Here is a 16,733-nt window from a genome sequence, read left to right on the forward strand (position 1 = left end):
TCGCCCTGCGGGAACCGAACCTGTCCATGTCTGAGCCGCAGGCTGTCGCATCCCGTTACGCCGATCGGCGCCGTTTGTGGAAGGCAGCCATCAAGTGGCCGATGTATTCCGTCGCCGTGATGCCAGTGCTGGTCGCGGCTGGATGGCATTTCGGTGTTGAAGGATCCCTGCGATGGCTGCAGCTGGGGGGCTTTTTGCTGGCGGCCATTTTGTTGTTGCTCTGGGAAAACCTCAGCAACGATGTTTTTGATGCGGCGACGGGCGTTGATGCCTCCGGTAAGCCCCATTCGGTGGTGAACCTCACCGGCCGCAGGGATCGCGTTGCCCAGGGGGCGACCGCCGCGTTGGTGGTGGGGTTGCTGTTGATGGGGTTGCTGGCCTGGAACAGCACCTGGGCGGTGTTGGCCCTGGTGTTGGTGTGTTGCGGCCTGGGTTACGTGTACCAGGGCCCTCCGTTTCGATTGGGCTACCGCGGCTTGGGTGAGCCCCTGTGCTGGCTGGCGTTTGGGCCCTTTGCAACCGCTGCGGCCCTGTTGGTGTTACAGCCCAGGGGGGCTGTGTTGATCCCATGGGGCACCGCCTTGATGTTGGGGGCAGGCCCAGCTCTGGCGACCACCCTGGTGTTGTTCTGTTCCCACTTCCATCAGGTGGAGGAGGATGCGGCCCACGGCAAACGCTCGCCGGTGGTGCGTCTTGGCACGCGAAGGGCGGCGGCACTGGTGCCCTGGTTTGTGGCCTTGACGTTCGCTCTGGAGTGGGTGCCCGTGCTGCACGGGGACTGGCCTGCATCGGTGGTGTTGAGCGGACTCGGTCTTCCGGCGGGTGTGCAGCTGATGCGTCTGCTCCAGCGCCATCATGACCGGCCGGAGCTGATCAGCGGTAGCAAGTTTCTGGCGTTGCGCTTTCAGGGCTGGAATGGGCTGGGGCTGAGTGTGGGCTTGGCCCTGGCCCGCGTCTGGACAGGCGGATGACGCTCCGGTTGCAGCGTCGCCCTTTTCGCTTTGCCTTGCTGCAGCCGCTGCGAACGGCAGCAGGTGTTTTGACGGAGCGCTGTGGCTGGTTGCTGCGTCTGGACGACGATCAAGGGGCGGTGGGCTGGGGAGAAGTGGCCCCGCTCGAGCAGCAGCAGTGGTCGCCCTGTGAAGACGCCCTCACCTCGCTGTCGGATGTGGTCTCCAAGGCTCAGTTACAGGCCCTGCTGCGGGATGCGCCAGGGGCAGTCGGTTTTGGTCTTGGTGCGGCGTTGGCGGAGCTGCAGGGTCTGGTTGGTCCTGCCTCGCCTCAGGGATGGCTGAAGGCCCCCGCGCCGGCCCTGTTGTTGCCGGCCGGCGAGGCCATGCTCACGGCCCTCGAAGCTGTGGCGGAGTCGGCGGGGGGCCTTGTGGAGCGCACGTTCAAGTGGAAGGTGGCGACGGAGGCGGATTCCCTAGAGCGCCAGCTGCTCGATCAGTTGCTCCAGCGCCTGCCGCCAACGGCTCGGTTGCGCCTGGATGCGAATGGTGGCTGGGATCGCAGTACGGCGCAGGCTTGGATGCAACGGTTGCGTGATGACCCACGCCTGGCCTGGTTGGAGCAGCCGCTGGCGGTAGAGGATCAAGCCGGCCTGGAGCAGTTGGCGGCGCTGGGGCCGGTGGCTCTGGATGAATCACTCGACCAGCGGCCGGAGCTGCGGCGCGGCTGGAGCGGCTGGCAGGTGCGGCGGCCCGCGCTGGAGGGTGATCCCAGAGTGCTGTTGCGGGAGCTGCAGGCGGGGGTTCCTCAACGGATGGTGAGCACAGCCTTCGAAACCGGCATCGGTCGGCGTTGGCTGGAGCATCTGGCCGGGCTTCAGGCCCAGGGGCCCACGCCGGCGGCACCCGGCCTTGCCCCCGGCTGGACGCCGTCTGGGGCGTTGTTTTCCACCGATCCAGAGTTCGTCTGGGCTGCGGCGGTATGAGCGAGTTCGAGCAGCTGGAGCGGGGGCTGGCGGCAGGGCAGTGGGTGCCCCTGTCGCCGGAGGCGGACGCTGCCCCCATCGATCAACTGCCGCCAGGCCCGGGGGTGCTGGTGCGTAGTGGTGGCAGCAGTGGCGGCAGCCGTTGCTGCGCCCAGCCCTTGGACCATCTGGACCGTTCGGCAGCAGCCACCGCGCACTGGTTAACGGGAATGGCTCTCGACCCCGCCGCCACCCTGCTGCTCAATCCACTGCCGATGGCGCATGTGAGTGGTCTGATGCCTTGGTGGCGAGCCCGGTGCTGGGGTGCCTCGCATCAGCAGCTGCAGCCGGGGTTGATGAAAAACCCCACTGAATTGCTCGCGTGGTGTCGGAACATGCCCGCCTGGGGGACCAAGCCGGTACTGCTCTCATTGGTGCCCACGCAGCTGGCGCGTCTGCTGGCCCATCCCGTCGGGGTGACCTTCCTGCAGGAGATGCAGGTGATCTGGATCGGTGGGGCTGCTCTGCCGCCTGCGTTGGCGGCGCAGGCTCGCGCCTTGCAGCTGCCCCTGGCGCCCTGTTACGGGTCGACGGAGACGGCGGCGATGGTGGCGGCCTTGCCGCCGGCCCGTTTTCTGGCCGGTGAGCCGGGGTGTGGGGACCCGCTGATGGACGTGGAGCTGCGTCTGGCCGCTGATGGGGCCCTAGAGGTGCGCACTGATCGGCTGGCCCTCGGACGTTGGTGTGCGGATCAGCCGGCTCGGTGGGAACAGCTCATGGATGTAGGAGGCTGGTGGCGCTCCGGGGATCGAGCCGCTTTCACCCCAGGCCTTCAGATCGTGGGCCGAATGGATGGCGCCATTCATTCCGGTGGTGAAACCGTGTTTCCTGAGCAGCTCGAGCAGCGTGTGATGGCGGCTGTGCAGGCGGCATCGCTTCCGGTCAGTTCCGTGCTGTTGCTGGGTGTTGATGATCCGGAGTGGGGGCAGCGGCTTGTGGCGCTGGTGGGCAGCGCTGACAGTGCGGTGCTTCAGCACCTTGCGACCCTCACGCGTTCCTGGGCGCCGGCGGAGACGCCACGGCGTTGGGTGTTCTGCCCCGACTTGGCACCTTCTGCGCTGGGGAAATGGCAGCGCCAGCGCTGGCGGGATTGGTTACAGCGGTTGGATTCGGCCGAGGCTTGATGCTTCTAGCCAACGGTCCACGCCATCGGGCAGGACACAGCGGCGACGTGTGTTGGCGTCGATGGCTACATGGCGCAGGCAGCCGAGGGCGACAAGCTGCTCCTCCAGCAGCACCTGGCTGTTCACCGCAAAACTGCTGGGATCGAGCCGTTCTGGTTCCAGGCGGATCAGCAGCTTGTCGCCCACCTGCACCGGGGCGCGAAAATCGGCATGGCAGTGCACGATCGGCAGGGCCACGCTGGGTTGCTCTCCGCGTCCGCCGGGGAAGACCGAACCAGCCGGAAGACCAAAGCATTCCAGGCTTTCTTCCCAGGCCTGGTGGCACCATCCCAATAGCTGCTGAAAGTGCATCACACCGGCGGCGTCGGTGTCGCTAAAGCGCACGGTTCGGCTCAGCTCCAGCCAGGGGGCAGAGGTCATGGCGTTGTGTTGTTGAAGCCGGTGCCAACTGTCACCCTGACAGAAGTTCAGCTTGAACCATGGCCGCGCCGATCGCTCATGAGCCCCCGTCCATTCAGAAGGCCTGGCAGGCCTTTCTGCACCACATCCCCGTGGTGCTGGTGATCTGGGTGGGTTCCATCGTGCTCTCGCTGCTTGGTGTTCTCGCTTATGCCTTGATCATCGTCGTGGTCTCGACGACCCTCGGCAGCAGCGATGCGGCGCTGGGCCTCGGGGCGGTTTTGGCTCAGTTGGTTCAGCTGCCTCTCACAATCCTTGCCAGCCTGTTGTCAGTGTTGCTCGTGGCTGTTCCTGCCCTCTATTACGAGCGCGGTGAGGTGGTGACGATCGCGGCTGCCTGTCAGCTGCTCTCAGGCCATTGGTTGCGTTACATCCTGGCGGGGCTGTTCTTTTCTCTGGCCACGACCATCGGTTTTCTGCTTTGCATCCTTCCTGGAATTGCAGTTGCGTTGGTTACGCCGGTGTTTGTGAATCGCATCTTCGTCACCGACATGAGCATCGGTGAAGCGTTCGCCCAGTCGTTTCAGGTGGTCTACCGCTCGGAGAACGGTTTGAGCTTTGTGGGCCTTGAAGTGTTGACGGGAATCGTTGTGGCGTTTCTGGCCTTGGTCACCTGTGGTTTGGGTGGCTTTGTGGTGATCCCCATGGCCAGCTTTTTCCTGCAGAACGTCGCCTATGAGCGCGGCCTGTTGCGCTGATGGTTCATCCGCTGGGCCAGCTGTTGGTACCCAGGCGCAGCAGCCAATAGCTGATTAAAGCTCCACCAACAATGGGAATGGGCCAGAGGGGTAGGCCTGTTGGGATGAGACGCCTTTGGTAGAGAGCCAGGCCACTCCAGAGAACGAGCCCCAGGGCGGTGATGGGGCCGAACAGATGCCATTGCAGCGATCCGCTGAGATCACCAGTGAGAGCTGCTCCCGTCGCTCGGGTCAGAAAGCAGGTAGGGCAGGGCACGCCCGTGAGTGTGCGAAGGGGGCAGCCAAGGCCCGGAAGGCCTGGATGCATGCCCTTGAGCCACAACGTGCCCGTCAGGGTCGCGGGCAGCAGATAACCCGTGTGTTGCAGCCGACGAAGAAAACAGTTCAGAGCTTGATGCGACCAGCTGGTCTCGTCACAGTCTGACCAGTGTTGGCCTGATGAGGTGATGGAAGCTCTGATTCGCACGCTGCTGGCCAACGTGGCTGTCTGGACCTTGCTCCTGGCCCTACTGCTGGCTGCTTTGCAGACCCGCCGGGCCTGGCAGCTTGACCGATGGGCCGAGGCATCCCTGCTTTGGATCGCCTTCTGGGTTCTGGGTATTGGCGGTGTGTACGGCTTTGTTGCTCATCTGGCGTTTGGTCCGTTCATTGCTGAACAGATCGGCTGGCCTAACAGCCCCTTCCAGAACGAAGTGGCCTACGCCAACCTCACCATCGGCATCCTGGGCCTCACCAGTTTTTGGTACCGTCGCCGCGACTATCTGCTGGCAGCCATGGTCGGCTACTGCAGCTGGTTTTTTGCCGACGGTGTCGGCCATGTGGTGTCGCTCTTGGTCGACAGCAACACCGCTCCATCGAATGCCGGGTCGGTGCTTTACACAGATCTGTTGACCCCATTGCTGGTGGTGCTCCTGCTCTGGCTCAGTCGCAAGGAGCGTTGTCGGCTGCGTTGATCAGCGGTCCACTGATCCCATGATCACGTCAATGGAACCGAGGATGGCCATGATGTCGGCCACCTTGTGTCCCTTGAGGATGTGGGGAAGGATCTGCAGGTTGTTGCTGTCGGCAGCGCGGATTTTGAAGCGCCATGGGGTGACGTCGTTGTTGCCCTGGATGAACACGCCGATCTCCCCCTTGCCCGACTCCAGCCGGGTGTAGAGCTCACCGTTGGGGATCTTGAAGGTGGGCGCCACTTTTTTGGCCACGTACTGGAAGGCGAATCCAGCGGCATCGCTGCCTTTGCCTTCGTTGAGGCGTTTGGCTTCGAGGTTTTCGGTCGGGCCACCGGGGATCATGTCGCAGGCTTGGCGCAGGATCTTGAGCGACTGGCGCATTTCTTCGATGCGCACGCGATAGCGGGCGTAGCAGTCGCCTTCTTTCTCCCAGGCCACCTGCCAGTCGAAGTCGTCGTAACACTCGTAGTGATCGACCTTGCGCAAATCCCAGGGCACGCCGGAGGCTCGCAGCATCGGGCCCGAGAGGCTCCAGTTGATGGCGTCCTGTTTCTCGATCGTTCCGAGGCCTTCAATCCGGCGCCGGAAGATCGGGTTGTTGGTGATCAGCTTTTCGTATTCATCGATCTTCGGTCCGAACCAATCGCAGAAATCGCGGCATTTCTCGAGCCAGCCCCAGGGCAGGTCAGCGGCGACGCCGCCGATGCGGAAATAGTTGTTGTTGATCAGCCTCTGGCCGGTGGCGGCTTCCCAGAGGTCGTAGATCATCTCCCGCTCGCGGAAGATGTAAAAGAACGGCGTCTGGGCCCCCACGTCAGCGAGGAAGGGTCCAAGCCAGAGCAGGTGGTTGGCGATGCGGTTGAGCTCCAGCATCAGCACCCGGATGTAGCTGGCCCGCTTGGGCACCGGGATGTCAGCCAGTTTTTCCGGGGCGTTCACCACGATCGCCTCGTAGAACATCCCAGCCGCGTAGTCCATGCGGCTCACGTAGGGCACGAACATCACGTTCGTGCGGTTCTCGGCGATCTTCTCCATGCCGCGGTGGAGGTAACCGATCACCGGTTCGCAGTCGACCACGTCCTCACCATCGAGGGTGACCACGAGCCGCAGCACCCCGTGCATGGAGGGGTGGTGGGGCCCGAAGTTCACCACCATGGGCTCCGTGCGCGTTTCCAGCTGCGTCATGGGAGCGGTGGTCCGATCGATGTGTAGATCTTAAGGAGTCTTCGCCTGTGGCTTGTGCCCCCCTTCAGCCATGTGCCTGTACTGGCCGATGCGGTGCTGGATGCAGCCCGGCAGATCCCGCGTCCGGAAGGCCTGTTGATTGACGCCACCCTCGGTGGTGGCGGCCACAGCGCCCTGTTGCTGGAACAGCATCCAGCCCTGCGTTTGATCGGCTTGGACCAGGACGCCACGGCCCGGGCGGCGGCGGCGGAGCGTTTGGCCTCCTTCGGAGAGCGTGTCTCGATCGTCGCCACCAACTTTGCCGACTTTGTGCCGCCCGAGCCCGCTGTGATGGTGCTGGCCGACTTAGGGGTCAGCAGTCCCCAGTTGGATGTGGCGGAGCGGGGTTTCAGTTTTCGCTTCGATGGTCCGTTGGACATGCGCATGAACGCAGGGGGTGATGGGGAGACCGCGGCCGAGCTCATCGACCGCCTGGAGGAAAACGAGCTGGCGGATCTGATCTATGGCTATGGGGAGGAACGGCTCTCCCGCCGCATCGCCCGACGGATCAAAGCCGACATCAAGGAGAACGGCGCCTATGGCGGCACCGCCGCGTTGGCCTATGCCGTGGCGGGCTGTTACCCCCCCAAGGCGCGGCGCGGGCGGATTCACCCCGCCACCCGCACCTTCCAGGCCCTGCGCATTGCGGTGAACGATGAGCTGGGGGTGCTGGATCGCCTGCTGCAGCAGGCCCCCGACTGGCTAGAGCCTGAGGGCCTGCTCGGGATCATCAGTTTCCATTCCTTGGAAGACCGCCGTGTGAAGACGGCTTTCCTGCGGGATGAGCGGTTGCAACGGATCACCCGCAAACCGGTGGTGGCCACCGACCAAGAGGAGGAGGCCAATCCCCGCAGCCGCAGTGCCAAATGGCGCCTGGCCTGCAGGGTCAGTGAGGGCTGATGAAGCCGGTTTTGTCCTCTTGGCCAAACAGCTGTCGGTAGGCAGCGCCGGTGATGCAAATGCAGACCGGAGCGGCGGCCACCAAACCCACCACACAGGCCAGAAACCCCAACAGCAGGATCAGCACCTGCAGGATCAGCAGGCCCAGCACCTGCCACCACTGGCCCTGCACCACAGTGATGCCCCGTTGGATCGTGGCGATCGGGTTTAGATCCTCCAGCAGCGCAATGAAGCCAAGGAAACTTTGGTTCACCTGGATGTAAGTGGCGAACAGCCAGCCGACGGCCAGGGTCAGCAACGCCAAGGGACTGCTGCTGAGATTGAGTGCCAGTTCGAGGGCGGCTGCACTGCCTGCGTCTGCCAGCTGCGGATCGTTGGGGTCCACCGTTAACGCCAGGTTCATCAGTGGTCGAAACACGGTCCAGGCATCTGCGGCATTGAGGGCCACGACGATCACCAGCAGGGCGATGGGCAGCACCAGCAGAGTCAGCACCAACTGCCGGCTGAACAGGCGCCAGATGGCAGAGCCGTTCCAGCGGGTGAAGTCTTCGAAGCTGGGGGCGGTGCCTTCCAGAGCGATCCAGGAGCCGCGGATCAGGCCGACGCCGCCCCAAAGGTTCACCAGAGTCCCCACCAGCGCGCCCAGGACGGGAATGAAATTGGCCAATTGGGCGAGCAGCGAGCTCAGCAGCACAAAACCAACAAAGACCCAGGGGGCCAGGCGAAAGGCACGCCAGCCTTCCTGGATGGCGGTCCCGACGGAGAGTTCGGCCCTGCTGCTCATGGATCTAGATCAGTCGACTGGAACGTAGGGGGATCAGAGCTGGGCGGCAGCGACGGCGTCGTCGATCACGGCAATGGCCTGTTCCACTTCGGCTGCCGTGGTGTCGCGCCCCAGGCTCAGCCGCAGCGAGGCCTCAGCTTCGGTGCGCGAGCGGCCGATCGCTTGCAGCACATGGGACGGCGCACCGCTGCTGCAGGCGGAGCCACTGCTGCAGGCCAGGTGGGGGCGGAGGGCACGGTGCAGGCGGCTGCCGTTCACCCCGGGCAGGCTGATGTTGAGGTTGTGGGGCAGGCGCGGCTGCATCGCTCCATTGAGCAGCACGCCGGGGAGGCGCTGCTGCAGGCCCTCCCAGAGCTGATCGCGCAGGCGTTGCAGTCGGTTGTTGCGCTGATCCCGCTCTTCAAGGGCGATCCGTGCTGCCGTTGCAAACCCCACGATCAAGGCGGTGGGCAGGGTGCCGGCCCGAAGCCCCGCCTCCTGACCGCCCCCCCACTGCAGCGGTTCGATCGCGATCCCCTCGCGCAGCACCAGGGCTCCGATGCCCTTGGGCCCGTACAGCTTGTGGGCACTGAGGCTCAGTAGATCGACGTTCATGGCATCTGGGGTCAGTGGCACGGTCCCGAAGGCCTGGGCCCCGTCGCTGTGCAGGGTGATGCCATGGCCCTGGCAGAGGGCACCCAGCTGCTCCAGCGGCTGGAGTACACCGATTTCGTTGTTGGCCACCATCACGCTCACCAGCCGAGTGTCGGGGGTGATCGCCTCCTCCAGCTGTTCCGGGGTGATCAGACCATCGGGGCCTGGTGCCAGCAGGGTCACGCTGAAGCCCTCCCGCTGCAGCTGCTTGAGGGGATCGAGCACGGCGTGGTGTTCCGTAGCCACGCTGATCAGATGCGCCTTGCCTAGGGCGCGGGCATGGCCCAGCAGCGCCAGGTTGTTGGCTTCCGTCGCACCACTGGTGAACACCAGTCGTTCCGGGGTCACCTCCAGAGCCTCCGCGAGCTGACGCCGCGCCAGCTTCACCGCTGCAGAGGCGCTGAGGCCCAGCCGATGCTGACGGCTGGAGGGATTGCCCCATTCCGCACTCCAGAAGGGCGCCATCGCCTCCACCACCTCGGCCGCACAGGGGGTGGTGGCCTGGAAGTCAAAGGCGAGAGCGGAACCGCTCAGGACGAATCAGGCAGATGTTGCGATCATGGTGCTGCATTGCGAACAGCACTGGCATGGGTCTGCGATTGCCGATGGCTCTGCTGGGCTTGGGCTGGTTGGTCTTCGCGCAGCCCGTGAGCGGCTTCGATCGTGAGCAGGTGCTGGAGCAGATGCGCCAATCCCGGCCGGCTGATCTCAAGGTGTTGATTGAACGACCGGCCCCCGTCGGCACCATGTCGATCGGGATCTATGGGGTGACGCCAGCCTCGTCGAATCCCGATACCCGCAGCTACAGCTTGTGGGAGGAGTCGGCGTCGGATCTGAACGTCTATGTCGAGAGCGTCAACTGCTCCACCACCAAGCCTGTGCGGGTGAAACGCACGCCGCTGGTGGTGTACGTGCGCACCCTTAATCCCGGCGGCCCGATCACCGATTTCAACCGGGAGGATCACCTGGTGTGGTGGGCAGCCTGCGTGCCGGAGGTCGCGGGAACCGACCCCGCCACGTTGCGTCAAAAAGCTCTGGATCTGGGCTATTCGACCCTGATTCCCGAACAGCAGGAGCAGTTACCCGCACTAGCTCGATGAGCTTGGCCTCCATACATTGCGACCAGAGCGATTCCGGCCATGAGCGACGCGCCCACCCCCACCGCTGAATCTGTAGAGGCCGCGGCGCCCACGCCAAGGCTGCTGCTGGTGGATGACGAGCCGGGCCTGCGCACGGCGGTGCAGGCCTACCTGGAAGACGAAGGTTTCGATGTGACCACCGCGGTGGATGGGGAAGAAGGGTTCGCCAAGGCCCAGCAGATGCTGCCGGATGTGGTGATCAGCGACGTGATGATGCCGCGGCTCGATGGCTATGGCCTGCTGCAGAAGCTGCGGGCGGATGAACGGCTCGGCGGCACCCCGGTGATCTTCCTCACCGCCAAGGGCATGACGGCCGACCGCACTCAGGGCTATCTCGCCGGGGTGGATGACTACATCCCCAAGCCTTTCGATCCTGATGAGCTGGTGGCGCGGGTGCGCAACGTCGCCCAGCGTCAGCAACGGCTGCTGCAGGAAGCGGCTCGCTTTGCCGACACCGACATGGGCCAGATGGCCAAGCAGATCACCGAGATCCGCTCGCTGCTGGCCCAGGCGGAAGCGCTGCCCTCCACCGAGCCGGTGGTCCACAGCTTCACGCCGCGGGAGGCGAGTGTGCTGCAGCTGGTAGCAGAAGGCTTGATGAACAAGGAGATCGCCCGTCAGCTGGAGACCTCGATCCGCAACGTCGAGAAGTACGTGAGCCGTCTGTTCAACAAGACGGGTACCTCCAGCCGCACGGAACTGGTGCGTTATGCGCTGGAGCACCGTCTGGTGACTTGAAGCCTGGCTGGCGCGAGGCGGCGTTCAACGACGGCTGGATCTACCGCGACAAGGTGCCGCTGGCTGATGCCGGCATGCTGGTGAGCCATTGGCTGGCGGATCGCTACCGCCACTCCGATGGGCCGTTGTGGCAGCAACGGATCGCTGCCGGTGAGCTGGATTGGAACGGAGCCCTTCTTTCAGCGGATCGCGCGCTGCAGGGCGGAGACAACCTTTGTTGGCGGCGTCCACCATGGCTGGAGGAGGCGATCCCCGATCAGTGGGAGACGATCCACGATGACGGCGATCTGTTGGTGATCAACAAGCCCTCGGGCTTGCCGGTGATGCCTGGTGGTGGCTTTTTGCGCCACACCCTCACCGCCTTGCTCGAACCCACCGGGGCGCGGCCGGTGCACCGCTTGGGGCGGTTCACCTCTGGCTTGCAGGTGTGTGCCCGTTCGCAGCAAACCCGCGCGCTCTGGTCGAAGCAGTTCCGGCCTGATGGTGGTTGCCGCAAGGTGTATCAGGCCTGGAGCCAGCGGGTGCCGGGGCTGGAGCTGGGGCAGTCGTTGATGGTGAGCAGTGATGTGGTGGAACGGCCGCATCCGCTGCTCGGTTGGATCTGGGGGCCGGAACCGTTGGAGGAAGAGCCAATCCGCAAACGCCTTTCAGCCCACTCCGAGCTGGAGCTGTTGGAGCGCACGGCTGAGGGAGATCGCTTGCAGGTGACGATCAGCACAGGGCGGCCGCATCAGATCCGCATCCACCTGGCGCAGCTGGGCAGCCCCTTGCTGGGGGATCCGCTCTATCTGTTCAATCGCGAGATTTCAGCAACAGCAACCCCCGGGGATGGCGGCTACCGGTTGCATGCCTGGAGACTTTCAGGATTCCCTCAGTTGAGGGAGACCACACTCCAGGTGGATCCCCCGGTTGAGGGAGATCAGACCTTGCGGAACTCGATCAGCCGAGAGAAGTAGAAGGGGGCCTTGTTCAGGCTGCGGCGCACCAGCTTGAAGCCGCAGGCTTTTGCCGCTTTGACGATGCCGTCTTCCTTCAAGGTGTAGGCCCGGGTGGTTTTGCTGGGGCCGGGGAACAGCTGACCAATGCCCTTCAGCAGCGCCAGTAGCGGGGTGTAGGGCGCAAAGCTCACGATCAGCCGCTCTTCCGTGAGGCTGCAGAGGTGTTTCACCATCTCCTCGGCCGGTTGCTGGGGGTAATGGATGAACACATCCAGGCAGCACACCGTGTGGAAGGAGCCGCTCAGGCTTTCCAGGTCACTGGCGAAGAAGTTCAACTTGGCCATGTCGAGGCCAGACTCTCGAGCCCGGCGTTCCGCTTCCTGGGCCATGGCCTCGGAAATATCGCTGGCGCTGATCGACCCAGCCCCCATGGCCGCCAGCGGCAGGCTGAGGCTGCCGACGCCGCAGCCCGCGTCGCAGAAGCTCGCCTGGCTCAGTTCTCCGCTCTCCTTGATCCAAGCCAGCACTTCATCGACGGTTTTCTGGTGACCGATGCGGATGTTGCGCTGCACCTTGTTCACGTCATCGCTGTCGCTGTAGATCCGGTTCCAGCGGTCGAAACCCGTGGTTTCGAAGTAGCCCTTCACCTCCTTCTTCTCGGCCTGTTTCTGCTCCAGCAGCTGATCGGGGGCCATGGCGGAAGGGTGTGCGTCGGCGGGATCTTAAGCAGCGCAGGCCCAGTGCAGATCACCGTCCGTGTGGCGCCAGCGCAAGAGCTCTGTCAGTGTCCGTCCCATCAGGGCATCAATGCTGTCTTTGGCATGGGTCTCTGACGCACTGCTGATCACCTGCCTTGGCGCGACCGTGGCGCTCCAGATCGCGGCACTGGGGGCGTCACTCCAGCGGGCGAGCCGTTTGACCCCTTCCAATTGCGGCAGGGTGACTCCAGCCAGGGTTCCGTCCTCGAGGCGGCAGGTGCCGTTCTCCACCAGCAGCACCCGCTCATCCCAGCGGTGCTCTCCGTCGGCCAGGCCGTAGGGGGCCAGCGCATCGCTAACTAGCACCGTTTGCTTCGGCGCCAGCCGTTGCAATAGCACCGCCATCGTCGAGTGCACGTGCACGCCATCGGCGATCAGCCCCAGGGCGATCCCGCCGCGCCGGCAGGCCTCTCCCAGAGGGCCTGGCGCCCGGTGGTGCAAGCCCGGCATGGCGTTGAAGGCATGGGTGAGCATGCCCACCCCCTGATCGAAACCGGCGCTGGCCTGCTCGGCAGTGGCGGCGCTGTGGCCGAGGGCCACGCTGATGCCCAGCTCCCGCAGTCGTTGGATCACAGCAGCGGCCCCCTCCAGTTCGGGGGCCAGGGTGACCAGGGCAACCTCCGTTTCGAATCCATCGATCCGTTCAGCCAGGGCTTCAAGGCTGGGGCGTGCTAGGTGCTCACGGGGATGGGCACCGCGGCGGCCCTCCGCCAGAAAGGGTCCCTCCAGATGGGCGCCGAGCAACCAGCAACGGCCGGGACGGTGCTGTTGCCGCGCCTGCCGCAGCACGGCCAGGGCCTGACGCAGCGGTGCGATGCCGCAGGTCACCAGGGTCGGTGCGATCGCTTCGACACCATCGCGCCATAGCAGATCCAGGAGCTCCTCCAAACGGGGCAGATCTGCTGCTGTCAGTTCCGGGAAGGCCAGCCCCAATCCGCCGTTGATCTGCAGATCCACGCCCCGGGGGCTGAGCCAGTGGCCGTTCCAAGTCTCATCAGCCTGTTGGTCCTCAGTGCCCATCGCTTCGATGCGGCAGATCAGCCCCTGGGAGTCCAAACAGACGACATAGCGCTGGTCTCCGTCCCCAGGCAGGGGAGCAGGCAGACGAACGTTGGTGATCCGATGCATCAACGCAACACTGGCCTCGGCAGCCATGGGGGGAGACGATGGCAGTCTTGCCCCTCTGCGTTGTGCCGCCAGTGCTCCCCCGAGTTGCCGTTGTGATGGGAAGTGACTCTGACTTGCCCACCATGGAACCCGCTGCCGCCATCCTGCGCGAGCTGGGGGTGGGGGTGGAGGTTCGGGTGCTGTCAGCCCATCGCACACCGTTGGAGATGGTGAGCTTCGCCAAGGCCGCCCGGGATCAGGGCTTCGGTGTGATCGTCGCCGGTGCCGGCGGGGCTGCCCATCTCCCTGGCATGGTGGCTGCCCTCACCACGCTGCCCGTGATTGGCGTGCCGGTGAAAAGCCGGGCGCTTTCGGGGGTCGACTCCCTCCATTCGATTGTGCAGATGCCGGGCGGGATCCCTGTTGCCACCGTTGCCATCGGTGGGGGCCTCAATGCCGGCTTGCTGGCGGCTCAGATTCTGGCGGTGGCGGATGCTGGCTTGGCCAGGAAACTTGAGGCTTACCGCAGCAGCCTCCACGATGCTGTGGTGGCCAAGGATGCGCGCCTGGTTGATCTGGGCAGCACGGATTACCTCTCCCAGATGGATTCATGAGTGTTCCCGTTCGTTCCACGCTTCGTTCCACGCTGCTTTGGGCGGTGGTGCCGGCGGCCATCGTCTATGCGATTGCTCTGGGCTGGAGTGCTTCAGAGGGCATCAGCGCCAAAATGGTGTTGAAGGATTTGGCCCAGTCCTGCAAGGCACCTCTGGGGGAGGGCTTTCTCTCAAGCGTCGGCTACTTGCTCTGGATGGCGGCCGCTGCCATTGCCTTGTTTGCGGCGTCCACCCGGCAAATCAAAGGCTCCGTTTTGAACCGCCAATTTGCCTTCTGTGGGGGTGGTTTCTCACTGTGGCTCTGCCTCGACGACATGTTCCTGGTGCACGACCGCTACCTCGGTGAGGCGTTCCTCTACATCACCTACGCCTTCTTCACCGGGCTGCTGTTGTTCCGGTTCCGTGGACCACTTCGGCGCTTTGGTGGCGACACTTTTTTGGTTTCCGTTGTGCTGTTGGGCCTGTCGGTTCTGACCGATGCTCTTCAAGGGCTTTGGCCGAATTCCTACGAGACGGTGCAGATTTTTGAAGAGGGATTCAAGTTTCTCGGGATTGCCGCCTGGCTCAGTTTTTGGTGCCATTACGTCAGTTCCGCTTCCAATCCTTCTTCTCTTGAGCAGCACTGATCGACACGCGTCATCCTCTCGATGACGCCCTGGCCCGCTTGGTTGCGACTCGGTCTCCTGCTCCCCGTGCTGGGCTTGAACGCCTTTGTCTTGAAGCGCCTGCTGGTTCAGTTCGCGCCGTTCCCCGGGCTGTTTCTGACCGCGGCCTTGATTGCCTTTCTGTTGGACCTGCCCTGTCGCTGGCTCTCGCAACGGGGTCTTCCCCGCGCTTGGGCCATCGTGAGCGTTGTTCTGGTGACCGTGGGGCTCTTGGTTTGGGCGGCCGTGGCCTTGGTGCCGCTGCTGATTGAACAGCTCAGCCAATTGATCAGTGCTTCACCGTCACTACTGACGGCAGCAGAGCAGTGGATCGACCGGGGTCAGCTTTGGGCGGTGGACCATGGCTTGCCCGCCGATTTCGCTGATCTCAGCAGCGATCTGGTGTCCCAGTTCAGTCGTCTGGCCACGCAGCTGAGTCAGCGCTTGCTCGGACTTCTGGGGGCAACGGTCGGCACCACGATCAATGTGGTGATCGTGCTGGTGCTGGCGGTTTTTCTGCTGCTTGGGGCTGATCCCATCGTCGAAGGCCTGGCCCGTTGGCTGCCGGATCGCTGGCGGGAGCTGGTGCAGACGACCCTCGAGCGCACTTTTCGGGGCTACTTCGCCGGGCAGGTGGTGCTGGCGTTGATCCTCAGTGGCGGCCAGCTAATGGTCTTCACCGCCCTGAAAATCCCCTATGGGGTGTTGTTCGCTGTGCTGATCGGATTCACCACCCTGGTGCCTTACGCCAGCGCTGTGTCGATTGTCTCGGTGAGTGCGGTTTTGGCAGTACAGGATCCCCGCACAGGCTTCGAGCTGCTCGCCGCGGCGATCGTCGTTGGTCAGATCGTGGATCAGGTCATCCAACCGCGGCTGATGGGCAGCATCGTCGGGCTGCAACCGGCCTGGTTGCTGATCGCTTTGCCGATCGGCGCCCGGGTGGGCGCCCTTTACGGCGTGGGGGATCTCCTGGGATTGCTGTTGGCGGTTCCGGTGGCCAGTTGCATCAAGACCCTGGCCGATGCCGCCAGGGCTGGCGATGTCAGGCCGCCGGAATCACCCCCCGCTCCTGGAGTGCCTTGATCACCAGCTCCACGGAGTCGGCCAGATCCTGCTTGCCGGTGTCGATCTTCAGCTCGGGCGTCTCCGGTGCTTCGTAGGGGCTGGAAATGCCGGTGAATTCTTTGATCTGCCCAGCCCGTGCCTTGGCATAAAGGCCTTTGGGATCGCGGGATTCGCAGACATCGAGATCGGCAGCGCAGAACACCTCGAGAAAGTCACCGTCTTCCACCAGGCCACGGGCCTTGTCTCGATCAGCGCGGAAGGGGGAGACGAAGGCGGTCAGCACGATCACGCCCGCATCCAGGAACAACTTGGCCACTTCACCGATGCGGCGGATGTTCTCTTCACGGTCGGCATCGGAGAAACCCAGGTCTTTGCAGAGCCCATGGCGGATGTTGTCCCCGTCAAGCACGTAGGTGGCGAGTCCTCGCTCGAACAGAGCCGCATTGACGGCATTGGCCAGGGTGCTCTTACCGGAACCCGAGAGTCCGGTGAACCAGAGGATGGTGCTGCGGTGGCCGCGCTGTTTCGAGCGCTCGTCTCGGCCAACGGAGGCTTCATGCCAAGCGATGTTGGTGGACGCACCCTTGTTGGTGAGTTCTCCGTAGGTGGGGCTGGCAGTCATGGCCACGGCATGAAGTGGCGGCCATTCTCACTTATCCACCAGCTCGTTTTGGCCGGTATCCCTCTTTGCTGAGCAGCTCGAGCGTCAGGTCCACCTGATCTCCTTGAAGTTCGATCACCCCATCCTTGGCGGTGCCGCCACTGCCGATGCGTGTTTTGAGTTTCTTCAACAGAGCCTTGAAGCCCGCAGCATCAAGCTCCAAGCCTCGGATCACCGTCACAGTTTTGCCCCCCTTGCTGCCGCGGGTGGGCTGCACCCGCACCATTTGCTGAGACTTTGCTGTGGGCTCCGTCGTCGCCCCGCTCGGTCGCTGCAGACTGTCAGCTCTGCTGAATTCCTGCCAGCCGCCTTTCGGCAT

The 16,733-nt window shown here is 63.9% G+C and carries 21 protein-coding genes; 12 read left to right on the forward strand and 9 right to left on the reverse strand.

Annotated features, from left to right (window positions below):
* The first annotated feature begins 26 nt into the window (after positions 1-26).
* The 3 genes from menA to DXY30_RS10695 are packed head-to-tail and all read left to right on the forward strand — an operon-like array spanning position 27 to position 3,099.
* On the forward strand, positions 27-971 hold the full coding sequence (gene menA, locus DXY30_RS10685) for a 2-carboxy-1,4-naphthoquinone phytyltransferase (protein ID WP_115094893.1): 945 nt from the start codon (positions 27-29) through the stop codon (positions 969-971).
* Complete coding sequence (gene menC / locus DXY30_RS10690; protein ID WP_115094894.1) at positions 968-1,936, forward strand: o-succinylbenzoate synthase; 969 nt, start codon at positions 968-970, stop codon at positions 1,934-1,936. Before menA ends, menC begins: the two co-directional genes overlap by 4 nt.
* A complete protein-coding gene (locus DXY30_RS10695) occupies positions 1,933-3,099 on the forward strand; it encodes an AMP-binding protein (RefSeq protein WP_115094895.1) in 1,167 nt (388 codons plus the stop codon). The genes menC and DXY30_RS10695 overlap by 4 nt, the downstream gene beginning before the upstream one ends.
* On the opposite strand, the gene DXY30_RS10700 is transcribed toward DXY30_RS10695, so the two are convergent.
* Complete coding sequence (locus DXY30_RS10700) at positions 3,070-3,519, reverse strand: thioesterase family protein (protein ID WP_115094896.1); 450 nt, start codon at positions 3,517-3,519, stop codon at positions 3,070-3,072. The genes DXY30_RS10695 and DXY30_RS10700 overlap by 30 nt on opposite strands.
* A 59-nt stretch (positions 3,520-3,578) precedes the next feature.
* Here DXY30_RS10700 and DXY30_RS10705 point away from each other — a divergent pair, with 59 nt between their 5' ends.
* Positions 3,579-4,256 (forward strand): hypothetical protein, encoded by a 678-nt coding sequence (locus DXY30_RS10705; RefSeq protein ID WP_115094897.1) that lies wholly within the window; start codon positions 3,579-3,581, stop codon positions 4,254-4,256.
* A 4-nt stretch (positions 4,257-4,260) separates the two neighbouring features.
* On the opposite strand, the gene DXY30_RS10710 is transcribed toward DXY30_RS10705, so the two are convergent.
* Positions 4,261-4,563, reverse strand: coding sequence for a DUF2752 domain-containing protein (locus tag DXY30_RS10710; protein WP_244281364.1), 303 nt, complete (start codon positions 4,561-4,563; stop codon positions 4,261-4,263).
* 139 nt (positions 4,564-4,702) lie between these two features.
* Here DXY30_RS10710 and DXY30_RS14270 point away from each other — a divergent pair, with 139 nt between their 5' ends.
* Positions 4,703-5,209, forward strand: a complete 507-nt coding sequence (locus DXY30_RS14270; RefSeq protein ID WP_187694978.1) for a DUF6790 family protein — start codon at positions 4,703-4,705, stop codon at positions 5,207-5,209.
* Here DXY30_RS14270 and DXY30_RS10720 read toward each other — a convergent pair whose 3' ends face one another.
* On the reverse strand, positions 5,210-6,394 hold the full coding sequence (locus tag DXY30_RS10720) for an NAD(P)H-quinone oxidoreductase subunit H (protein WP_115094898.1): 1,185 nt from the start codon (positions 6,392-6,394) through the stop codon (positions 5,210-5,212).
* A gap of 54 nt (positions 6,395-6,448) precedes the next feature.
* Between DXY30_RS10720 and rsmH the strand changes: the two genes are divergently transcribed.
* On the forward strand, positions 6,449-7,333 hold the full coding sequence (gene rsmH / locus DXY30_RS10725; RefSeq protein WP_115094899.1) for a 16S rRNA (cytosine(1402)-N(4))-methyltransferase RsmH: 885 nt from the start codon (positions 6,449-6,451) through the stop codon (positions 7,331-7,333).
* On the opposite strand, the gene DXY30_RS10730 is transcribed toward rsmH, so the two are convergent.
* Complete coding sequence (locus DXY30_RS10730) at positions 7,320-8,117, reverse strand: hypothetical protein (protein WP_115094900.1); 798 nt, start codon at positions 8,115-8,117, stop codon at positions 7,320-7,322. The two genes, rsmH and DXY30_RS10730, sit on opposite strands and share 14 nt — an antisense overlap.
* A 33-nt stretch (positions 8,118-8,150) precedes the next feature.
* Positions 8,151-9,284, reverse strand: coding sequence for a cysteine desulfurase family protein (locus DXY30_RS10735; RefSeq protein ID WP_115094901.1), 1,134 nt, complete (start codon positions 9,282-9,284; stop codon positions 8,151-8,153).
* A 53-nt stretch (positions 9,285-9,337) separates the two neighbouring features.
* On the opposite strand from DXY30_RS10735, the gene DXY30_RS10740 reads away from it, so the two are divergent.
* Genes DXY30_RS10740 through DXY30_RS10750 form a run of 3 tightly spaced genes read left to right on the forward strand, consistent with a single transcriptional unit; the run spans position 9,338 to position 11,583 of the window.
* Positions 9,338-9,850: a hypothetical protein gene (locus tag DXY30_RS10740; protein ID WP_170951226.1), complete on the forward strand. Its 513-nt coding sequence runs from the start codon at positions 9,338-9,340 to the stop codon at positions 9,848-9,850.
* A 39-nt stretch (positions 9,851-9,889) separates the two neighbouring features.
* Entirely contained in the window at positions 9,890-10,627 is a 738-nt protein-coding gene (locus DXY30_RS10745; RefSeq protein WP_115094903.1) for a response regulator transcription factor, read from the forward strand.
* Positions 10,624-11,583 carry an RNA pseudouridine synthase gene (locus DXY30_RS10750; RefSeq protein ID WP_115094904.1) on the forward strand — a complete coding sequence of 320 codons (960 nt, stop codon included), beginning with the start codon at positions 10,624-10,626 and terminating at the stop codon, positions 11,581-11,583. Before DXY30_RS10745 ends, DXY30_RS10750 begins: the two co-directional genes overlap by 4 nt.
* Here DXY30_RS10750 and bchM read toward each other — a convergent pair.
* Both bchM and DXY30_RS10760 read right to left on the reverse strand, forming a co-directional pair.
* Positions 11,547-12,260, reverse strand: a complete 714-nt coding sequence (bchM, locus tag DXY30_RS10755) for a magnesium protoporphyrin IX methyltransferase (protein ID WP_115094905.1) — start codon at positions 12,258-12,260, stop codon at positions 11,547-11,549. The genes DXY30_RS10750 and bchM overlap by 37 nt on opposite strands.
* A 27-nt stretch (positions 12,261-12,287) precedes the next feature.
* A complete protein-coding gene (locus DXY30_RS10760; protein WP_115094906.1) occupies positions 12,288-13,478 on the reverse strand; it encodes an N-acetylglucosamine-6-phosphate deacetylase in 1,191 nt (396 codons plus the stop codon).
* Positions 13,479-13,489: 11 nt separating this feature from the next.
* On the opposite strand from DXY30_RS10760, the gene purE reads away from it, so the two are divergent.
* The 3 genes from purE to DXY30_RS10775 are packed head-to-tail and all read left to right on the forward strand — an operon-like array spanning position 13,490 to position 15,771.
* A complete protein-coding gene (purE, locus tag DXY30_RS10765) occupies positions 13,490-14,044 on the forward strand; it encodes a 5-(carboxyamino)imidazole ribonucleotide mutase (RefSeq protein WP_115094907.1) in 555 nt (184 codons plus the stop codon).
* Complete coding sequence (locus tag DXY30_RS10770; protein WP_115094908.1) at positions 14,041-14,670, forward strand: oxidoreductase; 630 nt, start codon at positions 14,041-14,043, stop codon at positions 14,668-14,670. The genes purE and DXY30_RS10770 overlap by 4 nt, the downstream gene beginning before the upstream one ends.
* 21 nt (positions 14,671-14,691) lie before the next feature.
* Entirely contained in the window at positions 14,692-15,771 is a 1,080-nt protein-coding gene (locus DXY30_RS10775; protein WP_115094909.1) for an AI-2E family transporter, read from the forward strand.
* On the opposite strand, the gene cysC is transcribed toward DXY30_RS10775, so the two are convergent.
* Positions 15,731-16,375: an adenylyl-sulfate kinase gene (gene cysC, locus DXY30_RS10780; RefSeq protein ID WP_115094910.1), complete on the reverse strand. Its 645-nt coding sequence runs from the start codon at positions 16,373-16,375 to the stop codon at positions 15,731-15,733. The genes DXY30_RS10775 and cysC overlap by 41 nt on opposite strands.
* Before the next feature lie 31 nt (positions 16,376-16,406).
* Positions 16,407-16,733 carry a translation initiation factor gene (locus tag DXY30_RS10785; RefSeq protein ID WP_115094998.1) on the reverse strand — a complete coding sequence of 109 codons (327 nt, stop codon included), beginning with the start codon at positions 16,731-16,733 and terminating at the stop codon, positions 16,407-16,409.

The organism is Synechococcus sp. UW106, from assembly GCF_900474015.1.
GTDB lineage: Bacteria > Cyanobacteriota > Cyanobacteriia > PCC-6307 > Cyanobiaceae > Parasynechococcus.

Excerpts from the sequence above, each read along its gene's own strand:
- DXY30_RS10760 (WP_115094906.1), bottom strand. The coding sequence starts at position 13,478 with ATGGCTGCCGAGGCCAGTGTTGCGTTGATGCATCGGATCACCAACGTT.
- DXY30_RS10695 (WP_115094895.1), top strand. The coding sequence starts at position 1,933 with ATGAGCGAGTTCGAGCAGCTGGAGCGGGGGCTGGCGGCAGGGCAGTGG.
- DXY30_RS10710 (WP_244281364.1), bottom strand. The coding sequence starts at position 4,563 with ATGCATCCAGGCCTTCCGGGCCTTGGCTGCCCCCTTCGCACACTCACG.
- DXY30_RS10730 (WP_115094900.1), bottom strand. The coding sequence starts at position 8,117 with ATGAGCAGCAGGGCCGAACTCTCCGTCGGGACCGCCATCCAGGAAGGC.
- menA (WP_115094893.1), top strand. The coding sequence starts at position 27 with ATGTCTGAGCCGCAGGCTGTCGCATCCCGTTACGCCGATCGGCGCCGT.
- DXY30_RS10785 (WP_115094998.1), bottom strand. The coding sequence starts at position 16,733 with ATGCCGAAAGGCGGCTGGCAGGAATTCAGCAGAGCTGACAGTCTGCAG.
- DXY30_RS14270 (WP_187694978.1), top strand. The coding sequence starts at position 4,703 with ATGGAAGCTCTGATTCGCACGCTGCTGGCCAACGTGGCTGTCTGGACC.
- menC (WP_115094894.1), top strand. The coding sequence starts at position 968 with ATGACGCTCCGGTTGCAGCGTCGCCCTTTTCGCTTTGCCTTGCTGCAG.
- DXY30_RS10745 (WP_115094903.1), top strand. The coding sequence starts at position 9,890 with ATGAGCGACGCGCCCACCCCCACCGCTGAATCTGTAGAGGCCGCGGCG.
- DXY30_RS10705 (WP_115094897.1), top strand. The coding sequence starts at position 3,579 with ATGGCCGCGCCGATCGCTCATGAGCCCCCGTCCATTCAGAAGGCCTGG.
- DXY30_RS10740 (WP_170951226.1), top strand. The coding sequence starts at position 9,338 with ATGGGTCTGCGATTGCCGATGGCTCTGCTGGGCTTGGGCTGGTTGGTC.
- DXY30_RS10770 (WP_115094908.1), top strand. The coding sequence starts at position 14,041 with ATGAGTGTTCCCGTTCGTTCCACGCTTCGTTCCACGCTGCTTTGGGCG.
- DXY30_RS10720 (WP_115094898.1), bottom strand. The coding sequence starts at position 6,394 with ATGACGCAGCTGGAAACGCGCACGGAGCCCATGGTGGTGAACTTCGGG.
- purE (WP_115094907.1), top strand. The coding sequence starts at position 13,490 with ATGGCAGTCTTGCCCCTCTGCGTTGTGCCGCCAGTGCTCCCCCGAGTT.
- DXY30_RS10775 (WP_115094909.1), top strand. The coding sequence starts at position 14,692 with ATGACGCCCTGGCCCGCTTGGTTGCGACTCGGTCTCCTGCTCCCCGTG.
- DXY30_RS10700 (WP_115094896.1), bottom strand. The coding sequence starts at position 3,519 with ATGACCTCTGCCCCCTGGCTGGAGCTGAGCCGAACCGTGCGCTTTAGC.
- bchM (WP_115094905.1), bottom strand. The coding sequence starts at position 12,260 with ATGGCCCCCGATCAGCTGCTGGAGCAGAAACAGGCCGAGAAGAAGGAG.
- cysC (WP_115094910.1), bottom strand. The coding sequence starts at position 16,375 with ATGACTGCCAGCCCCACCTACGGAGAACTCACCAACAAGGGTGCGTCC.